This window comes from Nonomuraea insulae, assembly GCF_042656245.1.
In genome coordinates this window covers 84,389-106,198 of the sequence record NZ_JBHSPA010000029.1, presented here as the reverse complement: position 1 = coordinate 106,198, position 21,810 = coordinate 84,389, and the positions used below count along the sequence as shown (strand labels likewise).

Sequence of the window (21,810 nt, the reverse complement as noted above, 5' to 3'; positions counted from 1 at the left end):
ATCATCACCGGCAGGTTGGTGGCGCGCGGTGTGACCGGGATGGTCGTCTACGCTGATCACTTCCCTGTTTACGGAGTGCGATCGTGTCCACGCCGCTGTGGCCCGAAGAACGTGTCAGCGCCGGCACCGAACGTGAGGTCCTGGAGGCGTTCCTCGACTGCCAACGCCGGCAGATCACGGCGAAGGTCGCCGGGATGTCCGAAGAGGACGCGCGTCGGCGGGTCGTGCCGTCCCTGACGACACCGGCCGGGTTGATCAAGCATCTGACCGCGGTGGAGCGGAACTGGTTCCAACGTCAGCTGGCGCAGCGCGACCCCGCCGACATCGCCGGCAACTCCCGTGGAGATGATCAGAGCTGGGAACTGGGCCCCGGCGACACTCTCGGCACCCTCATCGAGGTGTACGACGAGGTGTGCGCGGAGAGCCGGCGGATCGCGGCCGGGTTCGCGCTCGACGACGCGGTGCCGTCCAAGCGGCTCGGCGAGGTGAAGCTGAGATGGATCTACGCTCACATGATCGAAGAGACCGCTCAGCACGCCGGACATGCCGACATCCTGCGTGAGCTCATCGACGGCGCCACCGGACTGTGACGGGAATGCTCTCCGCAGAAGAACGCGACCGCGTGCTGGAACGCCTGCTCAGCCTCGCCAGGACCGACGACGCCGTGGTCGGCGCCGCTCTGACCGGCTCGCACGCGTTAGGCGAGAACGATCGATGGTCGGACGTCGACCTGGTGCTCTCCATCCGCGACGATCCCGCCGCCGTGCTGGATTCCTGGACGGCACGGCTGTACGACGAGTTTGGGGCGCTGCATCACTGGGACCTGCCGACGGGCTCGGCGACGATCCGCGTGTTCCTGTTGCCCGGCTGGATGGAGGCGGACATCACGTTCGCCCCCGAGGATGCCTTCGGCCCTCGCGGCCCGCAGTGGCGTACGGTCTTCGGCCGGCAGCAGTCGCTCAAGCCGTTCGCCGCCCCCACCCTCGACGGCCTGGCCGGCCACGCCTGGCATCACGTCCTCCACGCCCGCGTCTGCATCGAGCGCGGACGCCGGTGGCAGGCCGAACACTGGATCAGCGCCACGCGGGACCAGGTGATCACCCTGGCCTGCTCGCGGCTGGGCCTCCCGACCGCCTACGCCAAGGGCGCCCACCTGCTGCCCGACGACGTGACCTCCCCGCTGGAGGCGACCCTGATCCGCTCGCTCACCGAGCCGGAACTCCATCGTGCCCTGAACGCCGTCATCGACGCGCTCATGAACGAGCTCGAACACAGCGCCCCGGCACTCGCCGCCCGGCTACGCCCATGGCTGAAGGACCTGCAGGACGTCTGACCCCTTTGCATCCCCACCGCCCACCTGCGTAGGGTCCTCTGGGTACCTTAATAAGGTACATAACGACTGGAGGTGGGTGGCATGAAGGGCCTGCGGGGGCGAGCCATCGCGTTGGCTCTGCTGGTGGCGGCCGCGCCGCTCGCGATGTGCGGCCCCGCGAACGCCGACCCCACGATCGACCAGCTCCTGCCACGGCTCCTGGCCGAGCACGGCATCCCAGGCGCGGCCGTCGCCATCGTCTCGGCCGGCCGCCCGGCCGAGATCAAGGGGTACGGCTACGCCGACGCCGAGCGGAAGATCCCGGTGGACGCCTCCCGCACCGCGTTCTCCACCGCGTCCCTGGCCAAGACGTTCACCGCCGCCGCCGCGCTGCAGCTCGTCCAGGAGGGCAGGCTGTCGCTGGACAAGGACGTCAACACCTACCTCACCGGCTTCCGGATTCCCGACACCTTCCCCGGGCACCCGATCACGCTGCGGCACCTGCTGACCCACACCGCGGGCTTCGAGTCCGACGTCATCGGCACCTCCTGGTCCTCCCCCGCCGCGGCCGAGCCGCTGAAGACGGTCGTCCGGGAGGGCCTGCCGGAGCGGGCACGGCCCCCCGGAACCGTCCTGTCCTACGACAACTACGCCTACGACCTGGCCGGATACCTGGTCGAGACCGTTTCCGGCCGGCCGTACGGCGACTACGTACGCGAGCAAATCCTGGACCCGCTCGACATGACGGGCACCTCGTTCGCCGCCCCGCTGCCCGCGGGCACCCAGGTGGCCAGGGGGTACGGCGGCACGGGCGCCTTCGCGCACTACTACGGCCACCCCGCGTCGGGAACAGGGCCCGTCACGACCGCGGCCGACATGGCGACGTTCATGAAGGCCCTGCTCGACGACGACCCCCGCCTCGGCCGCGGCGTGGCCGCGCTGATGAAGACCCGGCAGTACGCGCAGGATCCGCGGCTGCCCGGCATGGGCTACGGGCTGGAGGAGAGCACCAGGAACGGTCACCGCGTGTTGTACAAGGGCGGTGACGTCAACGGCTTCCACCACCTCATGACCCTCCTGCCCGACCAGCGCGCCGGTGTCTACGTCGTCTTCAACGGCGAGGACTCCCTGCCCGCCTCCGCCTACGACCTGATCGACGCCGTCGTCGACCGCTCCTTCCCCGGCAGCCCACCCCAGTCCCCGCCCACGGGCGGCGACACCTCCGCCTACGAGGGCACGTACGTTTCGGTCCAGCCCCGCGGCGACCTGCTGCGCTTCGCCGCCCTGTTCGACCACGTGACCGTCCAGGCCACCGGCGACGGGCGGCTCACCACCGACGGCCTGTCCCGCGACGGGAGCACCCAGCGGTGGCGGCAGGTCGGCCCCGGGCTGTTCGCCGAGGACGGCGGCCAGGAGCTCATCGCCTTCGACTCGGGCGGCCTCCTCGCCGGCGGCCATCGGGAGGAGGCCACCACTTTCGAACGCGCCCCGGTCACGTGGCACGTCTGGATGCTCTACCTCGGGCTGACCGCGTTCCTCGCTGCCCTGCTGGGCGTGCCGGTCGCGGCCCTCCTGCGGCGTCCCGCCCGGCACCGGGCCGCCTGGTGGCTCGCCTGGCTGACCAGCGCGCTCGTCGCCGTCTTCGTGTACGGCCTGGCCACCACGATCATCATCGCCCCCACCGACGCGATCCTCCTCGGCTCCCCCCTGCTGACCGGCGCCCTGCTGGCCTCCTCGGCGGCGTTCACCCTGACCGCCGGGCTCGTGGTCTGCACGGGTGCGGCCTGGTGGAAGGGGTGGTGGTCACTGCCGGGGCGGCTGTCGTACACGGCCTTCACCGCCGCCGCGATCTGCTTCATGATCGTGGCCTACCTCTACAACCTGGTGGGCGGCGTCTTCGCCTGAGCCGAACACGAAGATCGCTCAATACTGCTAGCCTCACGGGCTTTGATCGTCTCGAATCCCGCCGAGGACAAGGACAACCATGCCGTTACTGGCTCGTATGCTCTCCGCGCCCCTGTTCATCGACGTACGGGCCGGCGCGGTCGCCGGTCTCGGCACGCTGCTGACCGATCTGCAGATCGCCCGGCGGGGCAGGGTGGCCGTCGCCGTCGGCCCCAGCCAGGGTGACGCCATCCAGGAGGAGTTGCGGATCGACGGGGCCGAGGTGCTCCGCATCCCCGACGGCTCCCTCGACGCCGCCGTCGAGCTCGGACAGCGGCTGCGGGCCGGGCAGTTCGAGGCGATCGCGGGCATCGGCGGCGGCAAGACCATCGACGTGGCCAAGTTCGCCGCGCACATGGCGGGCATCCCGATGGTGGCGGTGACCACGAGCCTGGGCCACGACGGCATCGCCTCCCCGGTCAGCACGCTGCGCCACGAGTCGGGCACGGGCTCCTACGGCGTCGTGATGCCCGCGGCCGTCCTGGTGGATCTCGACCGCGTCCGGTCCGCCCCGACCTCGTTGTCCACGGCCGGGATCGGCGACGCGATCAGCGACCTGTCCGCGGTGGCCGACTGGGAACTGGCCGCGGCCGAGGCCGGGGAGCACCTGGACGGGCTGGCGGTGGCGATGGCCAGATCGGCTGGGCTGGTGGTCCTGCACCAGCCGGGGCCGGCCCGATCCGACGAGTTCCTCACCGTGCTGGCGGAGTCGCTGATCCTGTCCGGGATGGCGATGGCGGTGGCCGGGTCGAGCCGGCCGGCCAGCGGCGGCGACCACGAGATCATGCATGCCGTCAACGAGCTCTTCCCCGGCACGGCCAGCCACGGAGAGCTCGCCGGGGTGGGGGCCCTGTTCTGCACCTTCCTGCGTCAGGACGACGACAAGGCCGGGCTGATCTCCGCGTGCCTGAAGCGGCACGGGCTGCCGCGCACTCCCGGCGATCTCGGCCTGTCAGACGCCGACTTCGCCAAGGCCGTGGCGTACGCGCCGCGCACCCGTCCGGGCAGGTACACCATCCTCGAGCACCTCGACCTGCCCGAGTCCCGGCTTGCCGAGCGTGTGGCGGCGTATGTCGAGATGGTCGGGGGCTGAGGTCACGGCGTCTGAGACGACAGGGCTTCGGGGTGGGCGGCGAAGTAGTCCGCGATCGACGCGGGCTTGCGGCCGGTGAGGCGTTCGACCGTGTGCGTGGTCACGTCGAACCAGCCGGCCCGCTTGTACGCCCCCAGGCCCGTCCATCCCTGAATGTAGATCTCGGGGAGGCCGCGCCCGGACAGCGCCGCCGCCAGGCCGGCGTCCGAGACCTGTTCGCAGCGGATCGGGCGGCCGGTGACCTGGGCGAGCGCGTCGGCCACGTCCGTGTCCGTCACCGCCTCTGGTCCCGTGACCTCCAGGAGTTGCCCCTCACAGCCGCCCTCGGCCAGCACGGCGGCGGCCACGGCGGCGCTGTCGTCGCGGGTGATGTGCCCCACCCTGCCGTCACCCGAGTTGCTGGGCAGCACGCCCGTGGCGACGGCGAGGGCGGGCACCCCGACGAGGTTCCACATCTCCGGCCACTGGTTGAACCGCAACGCCGTGAACGTCAGCCCCGACTCGGCCAGCAGCCGCTCGGTCTCCTTGTGGTTCTCGATGAGCGCCTGCGGCTGGCCCGGCTCGCCGGCCCTGGCGAACGAGGTGTAGACCACCTGCCCCACGCCCGCCTTGGCCGCCGCCTCGATGGCGTTGGCGTGCCCCTGAGGCATCCCGCTGAACGAGCCCATGCTGAGCATCAACAGCCGCTCCGCGCCGTCGAACGCGCCGGGCAGGCTCGCCGGGTCGTCGAAGTCGGCGTACCGGGTGGCCACCCCGAGGCCGGTGAGGGCATCGGGGGTGCGGGACAGCGCCACGACGCGGGCGGCGTCCACCCGCCGCAGAAGGTGCTCCACAATGAGACGTCCAAGCCGGCCGGACGCGCCACTGACTACGATCATGATGAATTCTCCTGTACGGCCGATGTGCGTACCCTGATCATTGGCCAGCAGGCGAAGGGTTCGAAAGAAGGCACATTCATGTCCACTGCCACCATCACCGTCCCCGCCACGGTTTCCGATCATGTGGCCTGCCCGGCGACCAGCGTGCTGCGCCGGGTGGGCGACAAGTGGAGCGTGGTGATCCTGTCGATCCTGGCGCGCGGCTCGTACGGCTTCAACGAGCTGGACCGGTCGGTGGAGGGGCTCAGCCGCCGCATGCTCACCCGTACGCTGCGGGCCCTCGAACAGGACGGGCTGATCAGCCGCACGATCCACCCGAGCGTGCCGCCGCGGGTCGACTACGCGCTCACCGGCCTGGGCCGCTCCTTCCTGGAGCCGGTGCTCGCCCTGGGCCTGTGGGCCGTCGAGCACCAGTCCGACCTCGAAGCCGCACGCGCCCGCCGTTAGGCCAGGAAGTCGCGCAGGTGCGCCAGGACCACGTCCGGGCGTTCCTCGGCCAGGAAGTGGCCGCAGTCGGGGATCTCCGCGCCCGTCACGTCGTGGGCGTAGTCCCGCCAGATGTCCAGCACCGGCACCTTGCTGGGCAGGCCGGCCGAGCCCCACAGGGCGAGCACCGGCATCTCCAGTCGCCGGCCGGCCTCCCAGTCGGCGTCGTCGTGCTCGGCGTCGTGGGGGAAGGAGGCGCGGTAGTCGTCGAACCCTGCGCGCAGGGCTCCGGGCCGGGAGAACGCCTTGACGTACTCCTCGATGTCGAGTTCGGCCCGGCGTACGGTCCACTTCTCGAAGAAGTACCCCAGATAGCCTCGCACGTCCGCGCCCGCGAGCCGTTCCGGGAGGTCGGGCTGCAGGTGGAAGGTCCAGTGCCAGGTGCCCAGGGCCAGGCCGGTCGTCATGTCGTATCTGCGCCACATCTCCCTGGTGGGGATGATGTCCATGACGACAAAGCGCTCGACCTCGGCGGGGTGGTCGAGTGCGTAGCGGTGCGCGACCCGGGCGCCCCGGTCGTGCCCGGCCAGGGTCAGCGTCGTGTGGCCGAGTGAGCGGGCCAGGGCGCGGATGTCCGCGGCCATCGTGCGCTTGTCGTAGCCGGTGGTCGGTTTGTCGGTCAGGCCGTAGCCGCGCAGGTCGGGGGCGACGACCGTGTACCGCCCGGCCAGTTCGGGGATGATCCGGCGCCAGCAGTGGCTCGTCTGGGGCCAGCCGTGCAGCAGCACCAGCAGGGGGCCGTCGCCCTCGATGAGGTAGTGCATGCGCAGGCCGTCGAGGTTCGCCGTGCGAGATAGAGGCATTTGTAACTCCATGATGTGGTTACATCTACCGGCATCATAGACTGGGCGCATGGATTGGGCGTTGGACGGGGGGCGGCCGAGCCTCGATCTGGTCAACACCTACCGCGACCGCAAGACGGGCGGCCTGGAGATGTTGCGCGAGCCGGCCGACCTGGTCGCGTGGCTCGCCGCGACCGGCCACCCCGGCGCCAGGGCCGATGAGAGCGCGCTGACCGAGGCGCGTGCCCTGCGCGATGCGATCAGCGGCTGCGTCGACGCCGCGCTCACCGGCTCCGCCCCCGCGCCCGGCGATCTGGAGCGCCTCAACCGCTGGGCCGCGCGGCGGCGCCCCGCCGCGCTCCAGCTCACCCCCGGCCTCACCCTGACCCAAGTGCCACCGCCCGACGTCGCCGAGGCGGAGCTGGCCGAGATCGCCCACGACGCCGTGCGGTTGCTCGGCGGCGACGAACGCGGCCAGCTCCGCGTGTGCGCCAGCCCTGCCTGCGGCGTGCGCTTCGTCGACCGGTCCAACGCGGGCAAGCGGCAGTGGTGCTCCATGCGCAAATGCGGCAACCGCGAGAAGGTACGCCTCTACCGGGCCCGCCTCAAGGACTCGTGAGGCGTCCCGTTCAGTCGATGACCGCGGTGGCCTCGACCTCGACCAGATGCTCGGGCACGTCCAGCGCCGCGACGCCCAGCAGCGAGGCCGGGGGCACCGGGGTGACCCCAAGCTTCGCCGCCGCCCGGGCGACCCCCTCCATGAACAGAGGCAGCTGGTCGGGCGTCCAGCCGGCGACGTAGACGGTCAGTTTCGCCACGTCGCCGAAGGAGGCACCGGCCCCGGCCAGGGCGGTGGCGACGTTGAGGTAGCACTGCTCGACCTGCGCGGTGAGGTCGCCCGCGCCGACCGTGACTCCGTCGGCGTCCCAGGCGACCTGCCCGGCGACGAAGACCAGCTTCGACCCGGTCGCGACCGACACCTGCCGATAGGCCGCGATCTCCGGCAGTCCGCTGGGGTTCACCAGGGTGATGGCCATGTCGACCGACTCCTTTTCAGTAACTTGTAGTAACTCGGAAACCATAGGAGAGTGTGCACTGACATGGAAGAACGCACTTTTCGGTGACTGAGGAACCTCATGGTGACCAAGCAGTACACAGGCTCGCCCGAAGACGCGGACCTGATGCGCGCCGACTCCCTGGCGCGGGAGATCTTCTCGGACGTGGCCAACAAATGGGCGTTCCTGATCATCGAGATCGTCGGCGATCGCACGCTGCGCTTCAGCGAGTTGCGCGACGAGATCGAGGGCATCAGCCACAAGATGCTCACCCAGAACCTGCGCATGCTGGAGCGCAACGGCCTGGTCGAGCGGAAGGTGCACCCCACCGTGCCGCCGCGGGTCGAATACACCCTCACCGAGCCCGGACATGGCCTGCGGGCCACGATCGACGGAATGTGCGGCTGGACCCGCCGCCACCTCGGCCACATCGAGGCCTCCCGCCGCCGCTTCGACGCCTGACGGAGGATTTTCCTGGCCGAAGCCGGAGACAGAAGGCACGTGGCGTCGCACTCTGGTGACATCGGGTGGCGTCTTCGGTGCCGCCCCGGCGACAAGGATTGCCATGATCGACGCAGCGACCGTCGAGCGGTACGGCTTCCCCGGTCATCTCCAGTCGGTGCCCGACGAGATCGACGCGACCGCACTGCCCGTCACCGGGACTCTCCCACCAGAGCTCCACGGGCGTTATGTGCGCAACGGACCCAACGCGTTGCCCGGGAAGACGAGCGCGTACTTCCAGAACGGCCCCGGCATGTTGCACGGCGTACGGCTGCTCGACGGCCGCGCCGAGTGGTACCGCAACCGATGGGTCCGCACGGCGGTCTTCGAGGGGCGGCCGTTCGTCACCGAGGACGGGCGGCTCGACCGGAGCGCCGTATCGGCCAACACTCACGTGATCGGACACGCCCGGCGGATGTTCGCGCTGGTCGAAGCCGGCCTGCCGTACGAGGTCACGCCCGAGCTCGACACGGTGGGCCCGTGCGACTTCGGCGGACGGCTCACCACGGCCATGACCGCGCACCCCAAACACGATCCGGCGACGGGCGAACTGCACTTCTTCGGGTACGGCATGCGCCCCCCGTACCTGACCTACCACCGGCTCGACCAGGACGGGCGGCTCACCTTCAGCCGCGAGGTGCCCGTCCCTGCGGGGACGATGACGCACGACTTCGCCATCACCGAGCACCACGCCCTCTGGCTCGACCTGCCGGTCACCTTCCAGCCGCAACGGCTGGGGTCGGGGCTGCCGTACGGCTGGGACGAGGCGTACGGCGCCCGCCTGGGCCTGATGCGCCGGGACGTGCCCGACGCGCCGGTGCGCTGGTTCGACATCGAGCCCTGCTTCGTCTTCCACGTCGGCAACGCCCACGAACGACCGGACGGGCGGGTCGTGCTGGACGCCGTCCGCTACTCCCCCGCCGAGTTCACCTCGTTGTGGGAGGTGCTGACCCGGTCGGCGCCGCTGACCGGTCCCGGAGCGAGGCCGGGACAGGCCAGGCTGCACCGCTGGACGCTCGATCCCGCCTCCGGCACGGTCGCCGAGGAGACGCTGGACGAGCAGGAGGTCGAGTTCCCCACCCTGGACGACGAGCGCGTGGGGCGGCCCGCCCGCTACCTCTACACCATCACCGGCACCGACCCGCGATGCACCGGCACCTCCACGATCATCAAGTACGACACCGTGTCGGGCGCCGGCTCCCGCTACGAACCCGGCGGCGACGTGGTCCTCGGGGAGGCGGTGTTCGTGCCCGCCGACGCCAGAGGGCGCCGCGAGGACGACGGGTGGCTCATCTCCATCGCCACCCGCCGCGACGGATCCGCCTCGCAACTGCTGGTGCTCGACGCCGCCGACCTCAAGGCCGGGCCGGTGGCGACGGTCCGGCTGCCGCGCGGCGTCCCGACGGGCTTCCACGGCTCGTGGTTCCCCGACGGCGGTTCAGGCTGACCCGCGATCGAACACCGTCTTGACAGGCTCTGACAGGACTCGTTTAGTGGTTCCAGAATGACAACGTTGTCTTAAGGCGGACCCACCGACCGCGGCAAGGGTGGGTCCGCGGTCAACGCGAGCCCCTCCTGGAGGAGCCTTGTCCCGTTCAGCCTTGTCCCGTTCAGCATGGGCGATGGCCTTAGCCGCTGCCTTGTTACTACGTGTACTTCCACGCGACCTTCGACCGGCCGGTGCGCGCGTACGGCACCTGGCGGAACGACTCGGTCGTGCCGGGCGACGCCCAAGTCGAGGGCCGCTCGGACGCCAAGGTCCCACCGGCCGCGAAGCCCCACGGGCTAGCCGGTGTCATGGAAATCCGGTTAAGGGCGGCACGCCTTCCCCGCAGCCCAGCCCCTCCCCGGGACGGGCCGCGCGGGCCGTACCCAGGACGTGATCGTCAAAGGGCCGGGCATCCGCGACGCGCGATGAGTTCATGAAGCGCGCCCAGTCGTGGCAGAACACCTACAATCCGGCCAACGGCTGGATCCAGCCGCGGTTCGGCGACGGCTCGTTCGTGCCGAAGTTCGACCCGGCCAGCCCCTCCATGGACGTCGAGGGGAGCGGCGCCCAGTACCACTGGATGGTGCCGTACAACCCGCGCGGCCTGTTCGACGCGATGGGCGGGAACGACAAGGCCGTGCCGCGGCTCGACACCTTCTTCACCGAGCTCAACGCCGGGCCCGGCAAGCCCTACGCCTACCTGGGCAACGAGCCGTCGCTGCTGAGCCCGTGGCTGTATGTGTGGGCCGGGCAGCCGTACAAGACCCAGGACCTCGTGGCGCGCGCCCGCAGGGAACTCTTCAAACCCACCCCGGACGGCCTGACCGGCAACGACGTCCTGGGCACGATGGGCGCCTGGTACGTCTGGTCCTCGATGGGGATCTATCCCAGGGCGCTCGGAACTGATCGTCAGCAGCCCCGCCTTCGAGCAGATCACCGTCACCCGCTCCAACGGCAAGACCCTCACCGTCAACGCGCCGGGCGCCTCGGAGACCAACCGCTACGTCCAGGCGCTGAAGGTCAACGGCACGGCGTCGACGAGGGCCTGGCTGCCTGAAGGGTTCGCGGGAAGGCTCGACTTCACCCTCGGCGCCCAGCCCGACACCGGGTTCGGCGCCACCGATCCGCCGCCCAGCTTCCAGGCGGGCATGCGGCCGTACCTGGTCAGCCTCGACCCCGGGGCCACCGCGGTCGAGCCGGGAGGCACCGTCACCACCACGCTCACCGTCCAGGCGATCGGCGAGGGCGGCGCACTGACCTGGACCGCCAAGCCGCCCGCGGGCATCACGGTCACCCCGGCGAGCGGGACCGTGGACGTGCCCGGCAACGGCCAGGCCAAAGTCCAGGTCACCCTCGCGGTGGGAGCCGGCATGGCGACCGGGTTCACCACCGTGCCCGTCGAGGTGGCGGGCGTGAGCGCTGCCGTGAAGCTGAACGTGGCCGCGCGGGGCACCATCGAGTGGCACCATAACAACGCCGGCATCGGCGACGACACCGAGGCCGGCCTGGCCAACTTCGACGGCATCGGCTGGAGTTACTCGGCGCAGGCCCTGGCCGCGGCCGGCGCGCGGCCCGGCGGCACCGTGACCTGGAAGGGGCACACCTTCGCCTGGCCCGGCCGCGAGCCGGGCGAGTGGGACAACGTCCAGGCCGGCGGCCAGACCGTGGACCTCACGGCTCCCGCGGGCGCCAAGGCCCTCGCCCTGCTGGGCGCGGGCGCCTCGGGTGACATCGAAACCAATCTCACCATCACCTACACCGACGGCTCGACGCAGGAGACGAAGGTCGGCTTCAGCTCCGGTTGGACGCGTCCAAACAGGTCAAGAGCCTGACACCGGCCAAACCCACGGGCTCGGCGACAGCGCACATCTTCGCCTGGTCCTTCGGCGGCTGAGCCGCAGCCAACCCGCTCGCCCAACCCGCTCGCCGACCCCGGCGTCCCTCGTGGACGCCGGGGTTGACGCCGTCATGACGTCATCTGGCATCGATCCGCATTGCCATGACGTCACTATGGTGTCATAGTGACGTCATGGACCTCGCTCCGTATGTCGATCAGCTCCGCCGCGAACTCGTGATCGCCGCCGCGGCCGGCGGTGAGGAAGCCCACGCGCTGGCCGAGCGGCTCACCGCGGCTCTCGAGTCGGCGGCCAGGCTCGCACTGCTGGAGGCTCTGTCCGCCGCCGCGGACGAAATCACCCACGACCTCGCGCCGGGCTCGGTCGAAGTGCGCCTGCGCGGCCGCGACCCGAGTTTCGTCGTGACGTCACCGCAGCCCGGCGGGTCGTTCGAGGAAAAGGGCGAAAGAGCCAAGCCCTCCGCTCCACCGCCGCCGCCACCGCCGGACGCCGACGAGGGCGGCACGTCCAGGATCTCCCTCCGGGTCCCCGAGCACCTCAAGCCGCGCATCGAGGAGGCGGCCGCCAGGAGCGGGCTGTCGGTCAACGCCTGGCTGGTCCGCGCCGTCTCCGCCGCGATCGAATCCGGCGAGGCGGGCCGCCCTTCAGGGCGGGGCGCGGCCCAGCAGAGCGGCAAGCGCTACAGCGGCTGGGTGCGCTGATGATCATGCCAACCTACGACGAGGAGATCGTGATGCCGACCTTCCACACCCCCGAGCCCATCCTCGTCATGCTCGACTTGGCGGCCGCCACCGTCCGGGTCAACGCGAGCGACCGCGTCGACACGGTCGTCGAGGTGCGCCCGAGCGACGAGTTCAACGACGCCGACGTGCAGGCCGCCCAGCACGCCGAGATCGAGTACGGCGACGGCAGGCTCCTGGTGCGGGCGGACCATCAGCAGGGCGCCTCCTCGGCCGACTGGGGCCTGTCGCTCGGCAAGCTCGTGGAGTCGCCCACGACCTGGGCGCGTACGCTGCTGCTCGGCGCGGGCGGCTCAGTCGAGGTGACGATCGACCTGCCGGCGGGCTCCCACCTGGACATCAAGACCGCGGCGGGCCTGCGCTGCCGGGGCCCGCTCGGCGAGGTGGCGTTCACCACCTCCTACGGCGACATCCAGGTGGAGCAGGCGGGCCGGCTGCGGCTGAAGACCACCTACGGCGACATCTCGGTCACCCGCTCGTCCGGGCACGCCGAGGTCAGCACGACCCATGGCGACATCCGCATCGGCGAGATCGACGGCACCGCGGTGGTGAAGAACTCCCATGGAGACCTCCGCATCGGCCAGATCACCGGCGAGCTGCGGCTGAACACCGCCCACGGCGACATCACCGTCGACCGCGCCCTGGCCGGCGTCGCCGTCAAGACCGCGTACGGCAGTGTGCGGATCGACGAGGTGGTCTCCGGCGCGGTCGTCATGGAGACCACCGGCGGCGGGCTGGACCTCGGCATCCGCCAGGGCACCGCGGCCTGGCTGGACGTGAGCTCGAAATACGGCACCGTGGACGTCTCCCTGGACTCCAGCGACGGCCCCGGTGAGTCCGACGACGTCATCGAGGTGCGCGCCCACACCGCCTACGGCGACATCGCCATCCACCGTTCCTGACCACCAAGGAGAATCCCATGCCAGACGCGATCGTGGCCGAAGGCCTGATCAAGAAGTACGGCGACGTGATCGCCCTCGACGGGATGGAGCTGACCGTCCCCGAGGGAACGGTGTTCGGGCTGCTCGGGCCGAACGGCGCCGGCAAGACCACCACCGTGCGCATCCTGACCACGCTGCTCCAACCGGACGCCGGGCACGCCAGGGTGGCCGGGCTCGACGTCGTGCGCGACGCCGCCCGGCTGCCCGCCCACATCGGCGTCTCCGGTCAGTACGCCGCCGTCGACGACCACCTCACCGGCGCCGAGAACCTGGAGATGGTCGGCCGCCTCTACCACCTCGGCGTCAAGCGCGCCAAGCAGCGCGCCCGCGACCTGCTGGACCGCTTCGACCTGGCGGAGGCGGCCGACCGCCCGGTGCAGGGCTACTCGGGAGGCATGCGCCGCCGGCTGGACCTGGCCGGCGCGCTGGTCGCCAGCCCGCCGGTGCTCTTCCTCGACGAGCCCACCACCGGCCTGGACCCACGCGCCCGGGCGAACCTGTGGGACGTCATCGCCGAACTCGTCACGGCGGGCACGACGGTGCTGCTCACCACCCAGTACATGGAGGAGGCCGACCGGCTCGCCCACCGCATCGCCGTGGTCGACCACGGGCACGTGATCGCGCTCGGCAGCGCCGACGAGCTCAAGGCCCAGGTGGGCGGCGACCGGATCGAGCTGTCGGTGACGAGCGCGGCGGACCTGGAGACCGCCAGGCGCACGCTGGCGCCGCTGGCCATGGGCGACGTGCGGATCGATGCCGCCACCCTGCGGATGACGATCCCGGTCGCCGGCGGCGCCGCCGCGCTGACCTCGGCGCTCGGTCACCTGGCCGCCGAGCGGATCACCGTACGCGATGCCGGGCTGCGCCGGCCGACCCTGGACGACGTGTTCCTGACCCTCACGGGTCACCAGACAGATGAGAAGATCAAGGAGACCGTGCGATGAGCACCCTGCAGATGGCGATCGCCGATGGCATGACGATCACCAAGCGCAACGCGCTGAAGATCCGGCGGGCCCCTGACCTGCTGGGCGGCGTGATCCTGCTGCCGATCGTGTTCGTGCTGCTGTTCACCTACGTCTTCGGCAGCATGATCACCCTGCCCGGCATCTCGTACGCCGAATACCTGCTGCCCGGCATCTTCGTCATGACGATCACCACCAGCGCGCAGATCACCGGCTACACCCTCACGCAGGACCTCCAGAAAGGCATCTTCGACCGCTTCCGCACCCTGCCGATGTCCCCCTCGGCGGTGCTGACCGGCCAGACCGTCGCCGACCTGATCATGAATGTGACCAGTATCTTCACGATGGCCGTGGTCGGACTGGTGGCCGGGTGGCGCATCCACAGCTCACCGCTCGAAGCGGCCCTGGGGTTCCTGATGCTGCTGCTGTTCGCCTACGCCTTCTCCTGGGTGACGGCGACGGTCGCGCTGGCCCTGCGCACGCCCGAGGTGTTCAACAACATCGCCACCCTCGTGTCGTTGCCGCTGGTCTTCCTGTCCAACGCCTTCGTCGACAGCACACGCCTGCCCGGCCCGCTGAAGCCGATCGCCGAATGGAACCCCGTCTCCACCCTCGTCCAGGCCGCGCGCGAGCTGTTCGGCAACACCAGCCCGGCCGTGCCCGCGCCCAGCGCCTGGCCGCTGCAGCACGCGGTGCCGGTGTCGCTGCTCTGGTCGGTCGTGCTCCTGGCCGTGTTCGCGCCGCTGGCCACGCGGCTGTACAAGAAGGCCGTCAGCCAATGAGCCTCGTCCGCGACGAGGATCGCGACAGGGCGGTGGAGCTGGTCCAGCAGGCGTACGCGGAGGGCCGGCTCGGCCCCGCCGAGCTGGAGCAACGCCTCGAACAGGCGCTCACCGCCGCCTCCTCCCAGGAACTGGAGCCGGTCGTCGCCGACCTGCCCGAGGAGAGGGCGGTCCAGATCATCTCCACCGGCGGGCGCGTCACCCGGGTGGGCGACTGGCACGTCCCGCGCCACCTGCGCGTCGAATCCCAGTACGGCAAGGCACGGCTCGACCTGTCCCGGGCCCACATCCAGCACCCGCTGATCCACATCGAGCTCCGGCTCACCTACGGCGGCGCCACGATCATCCTGCCCGCCGGCGCGAGCGCCGACGTCGACGGGGTGCACACCGGATGGGGCCGCGTGATCTGCAGGGCGCCCGGCTCCCGGCGGCCGGGCGGGCTGCACGTCCGGATCACCGGCGAGCTCACCTACGGCCGCCTGACCGTCCGCTGACGCCATAGTGGCGTCAAGATCGCGGCAGGGCCCGCCGTGTCCCCGTACGGGTTCCGTCAGAACCGGTCCACCCCGGGCGACGGCGCACAAGGCTGGGACACATGCCACTGAACCCAAGTCCATCGACGCCGCGCGAGATCGAGATCGAGCGGGCCCGGCTCCGCGAGATCAGGTCCCGGCTGCCCGGGGCCGCCAGGCCGCTCGACGACGTGCTGCCCAGGCTGGCCGCGCTCACCGTGCCGGATCTGACGTGGCGCTCATGAAGCGGGGGTGTCTCAGGTGGTGACGCGGAAGCGCATCCGGCACACCACCGCGTCGGTACGCCGCCGCAACGCCCTGGCCAGCACCGCTCCCCGCTGGTTCTGGAGCATGCGCTGCCAGAGATGCTCGGGTTCGACCTCGGCGATCAGGACGAACACGTGCGGCTCCGGCACCCCGCCCAGGTAGGCCGGCAACGGCTCGTCTGACGGCGTGCACCGGCACCACCACGAGCGAGCGGCGCGGGCGGGGCGGCACGGGAGTCTTGCCCAGCTCCAGCCGCTCCCCGATCTGCCGGTAGGACCGGTTGACCCACTCCATGCCCGCCACGAGCAGCGGCAGCGCCACCACGATCAGCCAGCCGCCCTCGCCGAACTTCGACCGCCCGCCAGGGCCGGCACCAGCACGATCGCCTGGGGCCCGTACGCCACGGACGCCATCGCGTCCAGCGACAACGCGGCCAGCCCGCCGACGACGGACAGCCGGTGCCGATCGCCGGAGGTATCGGAGGGCTCCTTGGCGATGGTTTCACAAGGGACACGGAGAATGCTCCTGATTGGGGGTGCTGTCCCAATGCTGCCCCCGGCCCGAGCCGGCGCCGGTCCGTCCATACGCATTCCAGACGCGTACGACGCGAATAACTACACGAAACGTACGCGCAGGCCGGCCAGCAGGAAAGTCGAGCCGCGTAAGTTTCGCGTCAATGGTCGTGCGGAGAATGTAGGAATGCCGTAGGGATAACGCTTCGGGCGCCTCCCGATCGTGTTTCATCGAAAAGTGTTCTACCGGAAAAGAAATGCGGTGACGCGCGAGCGCCCCCTGGAAATGCTGATCCCGGCCGGGTTCGTGACCTCGGTCGGGACCTGTGCCGTGGCCGCGATGGCCTTCCCCGCGCCGGCGGTGCGCGTCGGCCTGGTGGGGGTGGTGGTCGGCCTGTTCGGGGCGTGGGCCGGCAGGTACCTGGCGGCGGCGGTGACGGGGCTGATCGCCTGGTGCTTCACCACGGGTTTCCTGGTGCACGCCGGAGGGACGCTGGCGTTCGAGCCCGCCGACCTCGACCGGCTGGGTGCGTTCGTCGTGGTGGCGGTGGCGGGCGCCGCCTGCGGCCTGAGAGCGGCGTCAACCCTTGAAGGCGCCGTCCATGATCCCGGCGACCATGCGTCTGCCGACGAAGACGAACAGCACCAGCAGCGGCAGGGTGGCCAGGAACGAGCCGGACATGGCCAGCCCGAGATCGACGGTGAAACTGTTCTGCAGCGCCTTGATGGCGATCTGCGCGGTGTACATCTCGGGCGACTTGAGCACGATGAACGGCCACAGGAAGTCGTTCCACGCGGTGACGAATCCGAGCAGCCCCAGCACGAAAGCGGCCGGCCGGACCAGCGGGAAGGCGATCCGCCAGAAGATCTGCCAGGTGGTGGCCCCGTCGATGCGGGCGGCCTGCAGGATCTCGTCGCTGATCGTGGTGGCCAGGTGCTGACGCATCCAGAAGATGCCGAACGCGCTGGCCAGGCCGGGCACGATGAGCGCCTGCAGGGTGTCCACCCAGCCCAGCGCGGAGATGATCATGTACTGCGGGATGACGGCGAGCTGGGTCGGCACGGTCATGGTCAGCACGACGAGGAGGAACAGCACGTTACGGCCGCGGAAGCGCAGCTTGGCGAAGGCGAACCCGGCCAGCGAGCACAACACGGCGTGCCCCACGCCGATCGTGCCGGCCACGATGAGGCTGTTGACGATCGAGCGGACGAACGGCACGGTCGAGAACACCAGTCCGGCCAGGTGGAAGAAGTTCCCGCCTGGGACGATCTCGGGCGGCAGCTTGGTGGCGGTCGCGGTGTCCGTGGTGGCGACCACGAACATCCAGTACAGCGGGAACAGGCAGCCGAGGACCGCCAGGCCCAGCAGGAGATAGGTCCACCAGCGGACCCGGTTGGACTTGTTCATCATCGCTCCGGGCGGATACGGGCGGACAGGACGTAGTTGAGCGCCGCGATGGCGATGATCAGCACGAACAGGGCCACGCCGATGGCGGCGCCGTAGCCGAACTGAAACTGGCCGAAGCCCTGCTCGTACAGGAAGAGCGTGAGTGTCTGGCACTGCCGGACGGGGCCGCAGGTGAGCGGCGCGGAACGGGAGACCAGCAGCGGCTCGGTGAAGATCTGCAGGCCGCCGATCGTGGAGGTGACGACGGTGAAGACGATGACCGGACGCAGCGACGGGATGGAGATGTGCCGGAACTGCTTCCACGTGCCCGCGCCGTCCACCGCCGCGGCCTCGTAGATCGTGCGCGGCACCGCCTGCAGCGCGGCCAGGTAGAGCAGGGTCGTGTAGCCGAACCAGCGCCACGTGACCATGACCGCGATCATCGCGTGGCTGCCCCAGCCGGACTGCAGGAAGTCGATCGGGCCTGCTCCGATCAGGCCGAGCAGCCAGTTGAGCAGGCCGTAGTCGCGGTCGAACATCTGGGCGAAGACGATCGTGGTGGCCGCCACCGACGTGATGTACGGAACCACCATCGACATGCGGAAGAACACCGCCGACCGCAGCCGGGCGTGGTTGAGCAGGTGCGCCAGGCCGAGCGCCAGCAGCAGTTGCGGCACGGTGGACAGCAGCCAGATGCTGATCGTGTTCCAGGCCGCGTTCCAGAACCGGGTGTCGCCGAGCAGCCGGGTGAAGTTGTCGAAGCCGATGAAGACGTGCTCGCCGATCGGGTTCCAGTCGAACAGCGCGATGTAGAAGGTGAACAGCAGCGGCACCAGGCCGAAGACCGCGAAGAGCAGGAAGAACGGGGCGATGTAGGCGTACGGTGCCAGCCGCTCGGTCAGGCTCTGCCGCACCCGCGCCTCGGCCTCGGGCATCGCCCGGGGCGGGCTGAGCGTCGTGGTCACCTCACTTGCCGATCGCGGTCTTGATGTTGGTCAGCGCCGCGCCCCAGGCCGCGGCCGCATCGCCCTTGCCCTGCTCGACGTTGGTGAGGGCGTTCTGGAACTCCTGGCCGATGGCCGAGCTGTCCTGGCCGATGAGAAACGGCTTGAGCCCGAGCAGCGAGTCGGTATAGATCTTCCCGATCGGCGCGTCGGAGAAGAACGGGTCCTTCATCCCGGTGAGCTTCGCATCCTGGTAGACCGACGGCGTGGTGGGCAGCGACCCGGACTCGGTGAAGTGCGCCAGCTGGGCCTGCGGCGACTGGGTCTTGGAGATGTAGTCCCAAGCCGCCTTCGGGTTGGCCGCACCCTTGGGGATGGCCAGATAGCTGCCGCCCCAGTTGCCCGCCCCACCAGGGATCGTGGCGACGTCCCACTTGCCCTTGGTGCCGGGGGCGTTGTCACGGATGGAGCCCAGCATCCACGACGGCGCGGAGATCACCGCGAAGTCGCCCCTGCTCATGCCCGCGCTCCAGCCCTCGGAGAACGAGCTCTGCTTGGCGGTGATCCCGGCCTGCGCGGCCTTGATCGCGTAGTCGAAGGCGGTCTTGACCTGCGGGCTGGTGGCATAGACGACGTTGCCGGAGGAGTCGTAGAACTTCTGCGGGCCCTGGTTGACGGCCTGGTAGAAGACGCTGGTGGCGGCGTTGTCGACGAATGCCTTCCCGGTGGCGGCGGTGTACTTCTTGCCGGTCTCGATGAAGGCGTCCCAGGTCGGCCAGAGCTTGCCCACCTCCTCGCGGCCGGTCGGCAGCCCGGCCTCCTTGAACAGGTCGGTCCTGTAGGCCACGGCCATGCCGCCGACGTCGGTGGGGATGCCGATGATCTCGCCGCCCTTGGCCGTGGGCTGGCTGATCACCCAGTCCAGGTAGTCGCCCTTGATCTTGTCGGCGCCGTACTGCCGCAGGTCCTGGAAGTTCTGTGGCTGCTGCACGAACTTCGGCAGGTCGTCGCCCTGGATGAGCACCAGGTCGGGCACCTTGCCGCCGGCCAGCGCGGTGGTCAGCGCCTGCGCGGTCTCCACCGAGGAGCCCACTTCGGTGAGCTTCACCTGCGCACCCGGGTTGGCCTTCTGGTAGTCCTCGACGGACTTCTTCTGGTTGATGCCGGTGAACGACCAGAACTCGAACGATTTGCCGTCCCCTGACGGCTGGGCCGACGTGCCGCCTCCCGAACAGGCGGAGGCTGTCAGGACGAGCGCCGCGGCGAGCACGACCGGTGTGGCTGTACGGAGCTTCACAGATGTTCTCTTCCGTGATTTCAGGGGCGGCGAGATCTCCAGGGAGTTTCTGCAGCCGGAAAGTTTCGGAGTGTATGACGATCGTTAACGCCGGACCATACGTGCGACGTCTGAAACTCGTCAAGAACCTGCTCGTAAGAAGGCAGAAATAAGAGCGACAGCCTCCCGAAACCTTCTGGCTAGACTTCCCGCCATGACCACGACCGAAGACCCGTCCGCCGATGGCGTCGTCCCGTCCCGGCCGCTGACCATCGCGCAGCTCGCCGAGCTGGCCGGGGTGTCCACGGCCACCGTGTCGAAGGTCGTCAACGGCCGCTCCGAGGTCGGGCCCGAGACCCGCGCCCTCATCGAGCGGCTCATCCTCGAGCACGGCTACCGCCCGCAACGGCGCCGCGCCAGGCCCGCGCCCCTGGTGGAGCTGGTCTTCCACGCGCTGGAAGGCGAATATCCCACCGAGATCGCCAAGGGGGTGGAGCAGGTGGCGCGCGAGCACCAGCTCGCCATGGTGCTGTCGGAGCTGCGGCACCGCCACCCGCCGGGCAAGGGCTGGATCGAGGGCGTGCTGAGCCGCCGCCCCACCGGCGTGATCGCCGTGTTCTCCAGCCTGACCGTGGCCCAGCGCCACCAGCTCACCACCCGCGGCATCCCCCTGGTCCTGCTCGACCCGACCGACGACCCCGCACCTCAGGTGCCCTCGGTGGGGGCGAGCAACTGGAACGGCGGGCTCACGGCCACCCGCCACCTGCTCGGCCTCGGGCACCGGCGCATCGCCGCCATCACCGGGCCCGGCTACGCCCTGGCCGGCCGGGCCCGGCTCGACGGCTACCGCACGGCCCTCGACATGGCCGGCATCCCCCTGGACCCGGAGCTGATCGGCTGCGGGGACTTCCTCGTCGAGGGCGGCCTGGAGCAGGCCGAACGCCTGCTGCGGCTGCCCGAGCCGCCCACGGCCGTCTTCGCCTCCAACGACGGGCAGGCCACGGGCGTCTACCGCGCGGCCCACCAGCTCGGGTTGCGCATCCCCGGCGATCTGAGCGTGGTGGGCTTCGACGACCTGCCCGCGGCCCGATGGATGAATCCGCCCCTGACCACGGTCCACCAGCCGCTCACCGAGATGGCGGCGGCCGCCGCGGGCATGCTGCTCAAGCTGGCCCAGGGCGAGCCCTTGGCGCAGCACCGCGTGGAACTGGGCACCGAACTGATCATCCGGGGAAGCACGGCACGGGCGGCTAACTAACTTACCGAGGAATTCCCGAAAACAATTGCGGCCGTTCGGTGCCGGTTTCGATGATGTTCCCCGTCAAGTCAGCGGGTCGAAGATCTTGCGGCCTTCTCAGAGTTCCCCTTGGACGTGTGCGAAGAGGACTGCTCCTGGAGCACTCCCGTCCAGATCGAGCAGCATTTGGGCGTTGACCGTGAACCCGGCATCGCGCAGCCAGCCCGCCACTTGCGTGGGCCGGCGACGGTGAACGTGAACCTTCATGGGATGCCCGCCGTAACCTCGGGTCTTCAGCCGTGACTCGTCACCGACGTGAAACCCGAGCAGGAGTGTCCCGCCGGGCCGTAGCACCCGCTTGAAGTGGTCGAAGGCCATGGGAACCGCGTCGTCGGGAACATGAATCAGCGACCAGAAAGCCAGCAGGCCGGCGACCGAGGCGTCAGGGAGGTCGAGATCGGTCATCGACCCCACCTCGAACCGCAGAAGGGGGTGATCACGTCGGGCCACTTCGATCATCGTGGGAGAAAGGTCCACGCCGAACGCGTCGAGGCCCAACCCCTGTAGGTAAGCCGTGACGTGCCCGGGTCCGCAACCCACGTCAGCCACCGGTCCGCCTCCTGCGGTGCGAACCAACTCGGCGAACAAGGCCAGAGTTGCCCGGAGGTAGGGGTGCTCGCCCAGCGCCTCGCGCATCTGGTCGGCGTAGCTGACTGCGACCGTGTCATAGGAGGCCCGGGTGTCCTCCAGCCAGTTATCCGTGCTCATGCGCTGACACCCTATTGGGCGACAGGCACCTACCCGACACGTCGCATGAAACACGACCCCCGTCTCCGACATGGTGGCGAGGGCCG

26 protein-coding genes and 1 pseudogene are annotated in these 21,810 nt (G+C 69.9%); 17 read left to right on the top strand and 10 right to left on the bottom strand.

Annotated features, from left to right (window positions below):
* The first annotated feature begins 83 nt into the window (after window positions 1-83).
* The 4 genes from ACFPZ3_RS26380 to ACFPZ3_RS26365 all read left to right on the top strand — a co-directional run bounded on the left by ACFPZ3_RS26380 (window position 84) and on the right by ACFPZ3_RS26365 (window position 4,349).
* On the top strand, window positions 84-590 hold the full coding sequence (locus ACFPZ3_RS26380; RefSeq protein WP_379516910.1) for a DinB family protein: 507 nt from the start codon (window positions 84-86) through the stop codon (window positions 588-590).
* Between the two features lie 5 nt (window positions 591-595).
* A complete protein-coding gene (locus tag ACFPZ3_RS26375; RefSeq protein ID WP_379516909.1) occupies window positions 596-1,333 on the top strand; it encodes a nucleotidyltransferase domain-containing protein in 738 nt (245 codons plus the stop codon).
* Window positions 1,334-1,414: 81 nt separating this feature from the next.
* A complete protein-coding gene (locus ACFPZ3_RS26370) occupies window positions 1,415-3,217 on the top strand; it encodes a serine hydrolase (RefSeq protein ID WP_379516908.1) in 1,803 nt (600 codons plus the stop codon).
* Between the two features lie 97 nt (window positions 3,218-3,314).
* On the top strand, window positions 3,315-4,349 hold the full coding sequence (locus tag ACFPZ3_RS26365; RefSeq protein ID WP_379516907.1) for an iron-containing alcohol dehydrogenase family protein: 1,035 nt from the start codon (window positions 3,315-3,317) through the stop codon (window positions 4,347-4,349).
* 2 nt (window positions 4,350-4,351) lie between these two features.
* On the opposite strand, the gene ACFPZ3_RS26360 is transcribed toward ACFPZ3_RS26365, so the two are convergent.
* Window positions 4,352-5,227: an NAD(P)H-binding protein gene (locus ACFPZ3_RS26360; RefSeq protein ID WP_379516906.1), complete on the bottom strand. Its 876-nt coding sequence runs from the start codon at window positions 5,225-5,227 to the stop codon at window positions 4,352-4,354.
* Window positions 5,228-5,305: 78 nt separating this feature from the next.
* On the opposite strand from ACFPZ3_RS26360, the gene ACFPZ3_RS26355 reads away from it, so the two are divergent.
* A complete protein-coding gene (locus ACFPZ3_RS26355) occupies window positions 5,306-5,674 on the top strand; it encodes a winged helix-turn-helix transcriptional regulator (RefSeq protein WP_379516905.1) in 369 nt (122 codons plus the stop codon).
* On the opposite strand, the gene ACFPZ3_RS26350 is transcribed toward ACFPZ3_RS26355, so the two are convergent.
* Complete coding sequence (locus ACFPZ3_RS26350) at window positions 5,671-6,516, bottom strand: alpha/beta fold hydrolase (protein ID WP_379516904.1); 846 nt, start codon at window positions 6,514-6,516, stop codon at window positions 5,671-5,673. The two genes, ACFPZ3_RS26355 and ACFPZ3_RS26350, sit on opposite strands and share 4 nt — an antisense overlap.
* Before the next feature lie 49 nt (window positions 6,517-6,565).
* On the opposite strand from ACFPZ3_RS26350, the gene ACFPZ3_RS26345 reads away from it, so the two are divergent.
* A complete protein-coding gene (locus tag ACFPZ3_RS26345) occupies window positions 6,566-7,114 on the top strand; it encodes a CGNR zinc finger domain-containing protein (protein WP_379516903.1) in 549 nt (182 codons plus the stop codon).
* A gap of 10 nt (window positions 7,115-7,124) precedes the next feature.
* Here the strand turns inward: ACFPZ3_RS26345 and ACFPZ3_RS26340 are convergent, their stop codons facing one another.
* Window positions 7,125-7,532, bottom strand: a complete 408-nt coding sequence (locus ACFPZ3_RS26340) for a RidA family protein (RefSeq protein ID WP_379516902.1) — start codon at window positions 7,530-7,532, stop codon at window positions 7,125-7,127.
* A gap of 99 nt (window positions 7,533-7,631) precedes the next feature.
* Here ACFPZ3_RS26340 and ACFPZ3_RS26335 point away from each other — a divergent pair, with 99 nt between their 5' ends.
* Window positions 7,632-8,012: a winged helix-turn-helix transcriptional regulator gene (locus tag ACFPZ3_RS26335; protein WP_379516901.1), complete on the top strand. Its 381-nt coding sequence runs from the start codon at window positions 7,632-7,634 to the stop codon at window positions 8,010-8,012.
* Between the two features lie 103 nt (window positions 8,013-8,115).
* Window positions 8,116-9,498: a carotenoid oxygenase family protein gene (locus ACFPZ3_RS26330; protein WP_379516900.1), complete on the top strand. Its 1,383-nt coding sequence runs from the start codon at window positions 8,116-8,118 to the stop codon at window positions 9,496-9,498.
* A 199-nt stretch (window positions 9,499-9,697) separates the two neighbouring features.
* On the opposite strand, the gene ACFPZ3_RS26325 is transcribed toward ACFPZ3_RS26330, so the two are convergent.
* Window positions 9,698-9,850, bottom strand: coding sequence for a hypothetical protein (locus ACFPZ3_RS26325; protein WP_379516899.1), 153 nt, complete (start codon window positions 9,848-9,850; stop codon window positions 9,698-9,700).
* A 123-nt stretch (window positions 9,851-9,973) separates the two neighbouring features.
* Here ACFPZ3_RS26325 and ACFPZ3_RS26320 point away from each other — a divergent pair.
* The 8 genes and pseudogenes from ACFPZ3_RS26320 to ACFPZ3_RS26285 all read left to right on the top strand — a co-directional run.
* A pseudogene (locus tag ACFPZ3_RS26320) lies at window positions 9,974-10,571 on the top strand (glycoside hydrolase domain-containing protein); the annotation flags it as partial.
* 117 nt (window positions 10,572-10,688) lie between these two features.
* Window positions 10,689-11,372, top strand: a complete 684-nt coding sequence (locus tag ACFPZ3_RS26315) for a hypothetical protein (protein ID WP_379517066.1) — start codon at window positions 10,689-10,691, stop codon at window positions 11,370-11,372.
* 197 nt (window positions 11,373-11,569) lie between these two features.
* Window positions 11,570-12,097 (top strand): hypothetical protein, encoded by a 528-nt coding sequence (locus ACFPZ3_RS26310; protein WP_379516898.1) that lies wholly within the window; start codon window positions 11,570-11,572, stop codon window positions 12,095-12,097.
* Window positions 12,097-13,038 (top strand): DUF4097 family beta strand repeat-containing protein, encoded by a 942-nt coding sequence (locus tag ACFPZ3_RS26305; RefSeq protein WP_379516897.1) that lies wholly within the window; start codon window positions 12,097-12,099, stop codon window positions 13,036-13,038. The genes ACFPZ3_RS26310 and ACFPZ3_RS26305 overlap by 1 nt, the downstream gene beginning before the upstream one ends.
* Window positions 13,039-13,055: 17 nt before the next feature.
* Window positions 13,056-14,021, top strand: a complete 966-nt coding sequence (locus ACFPZ3_RS26300; protein WP_379516896.1) for an ATP-binding cassette domain-containing protein — start codon at window positions 13,056-13,058, stop codon at window positions 14,019-14,021.
* On the top strand, window positions 14,018-14,821 hold the full coding sequence (locus ACFPZ3_RS26295; protein WP_379516895.1) for an ABC transporter permease: 804 nt from the start codon (window positions 14,018-14,020) through the stop codon (window positions 14,819-14,821). The genes ACFPZ3_RS26300 and ACFPZ3_RS26295 overlap by 4 nt, the downstream gene beginning before the upstream one ends.
* Window positions 14,818-15,315 (top strand): DUF1707 SHOCT-like domain-containing protein, encoded by a 498-nt coding sequence (locus ACFPZ3_RS26290; protein WP_379516894.1) that lies wholly within the window; start codon window positions 14,818-14,820, stop codon window positions 15,313-15,315. The genes ACFPZ3_RS26295 and ACFPZ3_RS26290 overlap by 4 nt, the downstream gene beginning before the upstream one ends.
* 101 nt (window positions 15,316-15,416) lie before the next feature.
* Complete coding sequence (locus tag ACFPZ3_RS26285) at window positions 15,417-15,578, top strand: hypothetical protein (protein WP_379516893.1); 162 nt, start codon at window positions 15,417-15,419, stop codon at window positions 15,576-15,578.
* A 12-nt stretch (window positions 15,579-15,590) separates the two neighbouring features.
* Here the strand turns inward: ACFPZ3_RS26285 and ACFPZ3_RS26280 are convergent, their stop codons facing one another.
* The 5 genes from ACFPZ3_RS26280 to ACFPZ3_RS26260 all read right to left on the bottom strand — a co-directional run bounded on the left by ACFPZ3_RS26280 (window position 15,591) and on the right by ACFPZ3_RS26260 (window position 19,740).
* On the bottom strand, window positions 15,591-15,770 hold the full coding sequence (locus ACFPZ3_RS26280) for a hypothetical protein (RefSeq protein WP_379516892.1): 180 nt from the start codon (window positions 15,768-15,770) through the stop codon (window positions 15,591-15,593).
* Window positions 15,771-16,355: 585 nt separating this feature from the next.
* Window positions 16,356-16,577, bottom strand: coding sequence for a hypothetical protein (locus ACFPZ3_RS26275; protein ID WP_379516891.1), 222 nt, complete (start codon window positions 16,575-16,577; stop codon window positions 16,356-16,358).
* Between the two features lie 115 nt (window positions 16,578-16,692).
* On the bottom strand, window positions 16,693-17,520 hold the full coding sequence (locus ACFPZ3_RS26270; protein WP_379516890.1) for a carbohydrate ABC transporter permease: 828 nt from the start codon (window positions 17,518-17,520) through the stop codon (window positions 16,693-16,695).
* Window positions 17,520-18,464 carry a carbohydrate ABC transporter permease gene (locus tag ACFPZ3_RS26265; RefSeq protein ID WP_379516889.1) on the bottom strand — a complete coding sequence of 315 codons (945 nt, stop codon included), beginning with the start codon at window positions 18,462-18,464 and terminating at the stop codon, window positions 17,520-17,522. Before ACFPZ3_RS26265 ends, ACFPZ3_RS26270 begins: the two co-directional genes overlap by 1 nt.
* 1 nt (window position 18,465) lies before the next feature.
* Window positions 18,466-19,740, bottom strand: a complete 1,275-nt coding sequence (locus tag ACFPZ3_RS26260; protein ID WP_379516888.1) for an ABC transporter substrate-binding protein — start codon at window positions 19,738-19,740, stop codon at window positions 18,466-18,468.
* A 193-nt stretch (window positions 19,741-19,933) separates the two neighbouring features.
* On the opposite strand from ACFPZ3_RS26260, the gene ACFPZ3_RS26255 reads away from it, so the two are divergent.
* The gene (locus tag ACFPZ3_RS26255; RefSeq protein ID WP_379516887.1) at window positions 19,934-20,977 is read left to right on the top strand and encodes a LacI family DNA-binding transcriptional regulator; all 1,044 of its coding nucleotides are present in this window, start codon (window positions 19,934-19,936) and stop codon (window positions 20,975-20,977) included.
* A gap of 96 nt (window positions 20,978-21,073) precedes the next feature.
* On the opposite strand, the gene ACFPZ3_RS26250 is transcribed toward ACFPZ3_RS26255, so the two are convergent.
* The gene (locus tag ACFPZ3_RS26250) at window positions 21,074-21,652 is read right to left on the bottom strand and encodes a class I SAM-dependent methyltransferase (RefSeq protein ID WP_379516886.1); all 579 of its coding nucleotides are present in this window, start codon (window positions 21,650-21,652) and stop codon (window positions 21,074-21,076) included.
* Window positions 21,653-21,810 lie beyond the last annotated feature (158 nt).

Bases quoted from the DNA above. Each gene is read 5' to 3' on its own strand.
- ACFPZ3_RS26270 (WP_379516890.1), bottom strand. From the start codon at position 17,520: ATGAACAAGTCCAACCGGGTCCGCTGGTGGACCTATCTCCTGCTGGGC.
- ACFPZ3_RS26305 (WP_379516897.1), top strand. From the start codon at position 12,097: ATGATCATGCCAACCTACGACGAGGAGATCGTGATGCCGACCTTCCAC.
- ACFPZ3_RS26310 (WP_379516898.1), top strand. From the start codon at position 11,570: ATGGACCTCGCTCCGTATGTCGATCAGCTCCGCCGCGAACTCGTGATC.
- ACFPZ3_RS26375 (WP_379516909.1), top strand. From the start codon at position 596: ATGCTCTCCGCAGAAGAACGCGACCGCGTGCTGGAACGCCTGCTCAGC.
- ACFPZ3_RS26255 (WP_379516887.1), top strand. From the start codon at position 19,934: ATGACCACGACCGAAGACCCGTCCGCCGATGGCGTCGTCCCGTCCCGG.
- ACFPZ3_RS26345 (WP_379516903.1), top strand. From the start codon at position 6,566: ATGGATTGGGCGTTGGACGGGGGGCGGCCGAGCCTCGATCTGGTCAAC.
- ACFPZ3_RS26285 (WP_379516893.1), top strand. From the start codon at position 15,417: ATGCCACTGAACCCAAGTCCATCGACGCCGCGCGAGATCGAGATCGAG.
- ACFPZ3_RS26330 (WP_379516900.1), top strand. From the start codon at position 8,116: ATGATCGACGCAGCGACCGTCGAGCGGTACGGCTTCCCCGGTCATCTC.
- ACFPZ3_RS26250 (WP_379516886.1), bottom strand. From the start codon at position 21,652: ATGCGCGAGGCGCTGGGCGAGCACCCCTACCTCCGGGCAACTCTGGCC.
- ACFPZ3_RS26355 (WP_379516905.1), top strand. From the start codon at position 5,306: ATGTCCACTGCCACCATCACCGTCCCCGCCACGGTTTCCGATCATGTG.
- ACFPZ3_RS26300 (WP_379516896.1), top strand. From the start codon at position 13,056: ATGCCAGACGCGATCGTGGCCGAAGGCCTGATCAAGAAGTACGGCGAC.
- ACFPZ3_RS26360 (WP_379516906.1), bottom strand. From the start codon at position 5,227: ATGATCGTAGTCAGTGGCGCGTCCGGCCGGCTTGGACGTCTCATTGTG.
- ACFPZ3_RS26365 (WP_379516907.1), top strand. From the start codon at position 3,315: ATGCTCTCCGCGCCCCTGTTCATCGACGTACGGGCCGGCGCGGTCGCC.
- ACFPZ3_RS26350 (WP_379516904.1), bottom strand. From the start codon at position 6,516: ATGCCTCTATCTCGCACGGCGAACCTCGACGGCCTGCGCATGCACTAC.
- ACFPZ3_RS26315 (WP_379517066.1), top strand. From the start codon at position 10,689: ATGCGGCCGTACCTGGTCAGCCTCGACCCCGGGGCCACCGCGGTCGAG.
- ACFPZ3_RS26325 (WP_379516899.1), bottom strand. From the start codon at position 9,850: ATGACACCGGCTAGCCCGTGGGGCTTCGCGGCCGGTGGGACCTTGGCG.
- ACFPZ3_RS26295 (WP_379516895.1), top strand. From the start codon at position 14,018: ATGAGCACCCTGCAGATGGCGATCGCCGATGGCATGACGATCACCAAG.
- ACFPZ3_RS26290 (WP_379516894.1), top strand. From the start codon at position 14,818: ATGAGCCTCGTCCGCGACGAGGATCGCGACAGGGCGGTGGAGCTGGTC.
- ACFPZ3_RS26335 (WP_379516901.1), top strand. From the start codon at position 7,632: ATGGTGACCAAGCAGTACACAGGCTCGCCCGAAGACGCGGACCTGATG.
- ACFPZ3_RS26370 (WP_379516908.1), top strand. From the start codon at position 1,415: ATGAAGGGCCTGCGGGGGCGAGCCATCGCGTTGGCTCTGCTGGTGGCG.
- ACFPZ3_RS26340 (WP_379516902.1), bottom strand. From the start codon at position 7,532: ATGGCCATCACCCTGGTGAACCCCAGCGGACTGCCGGAGATCGCGGCC.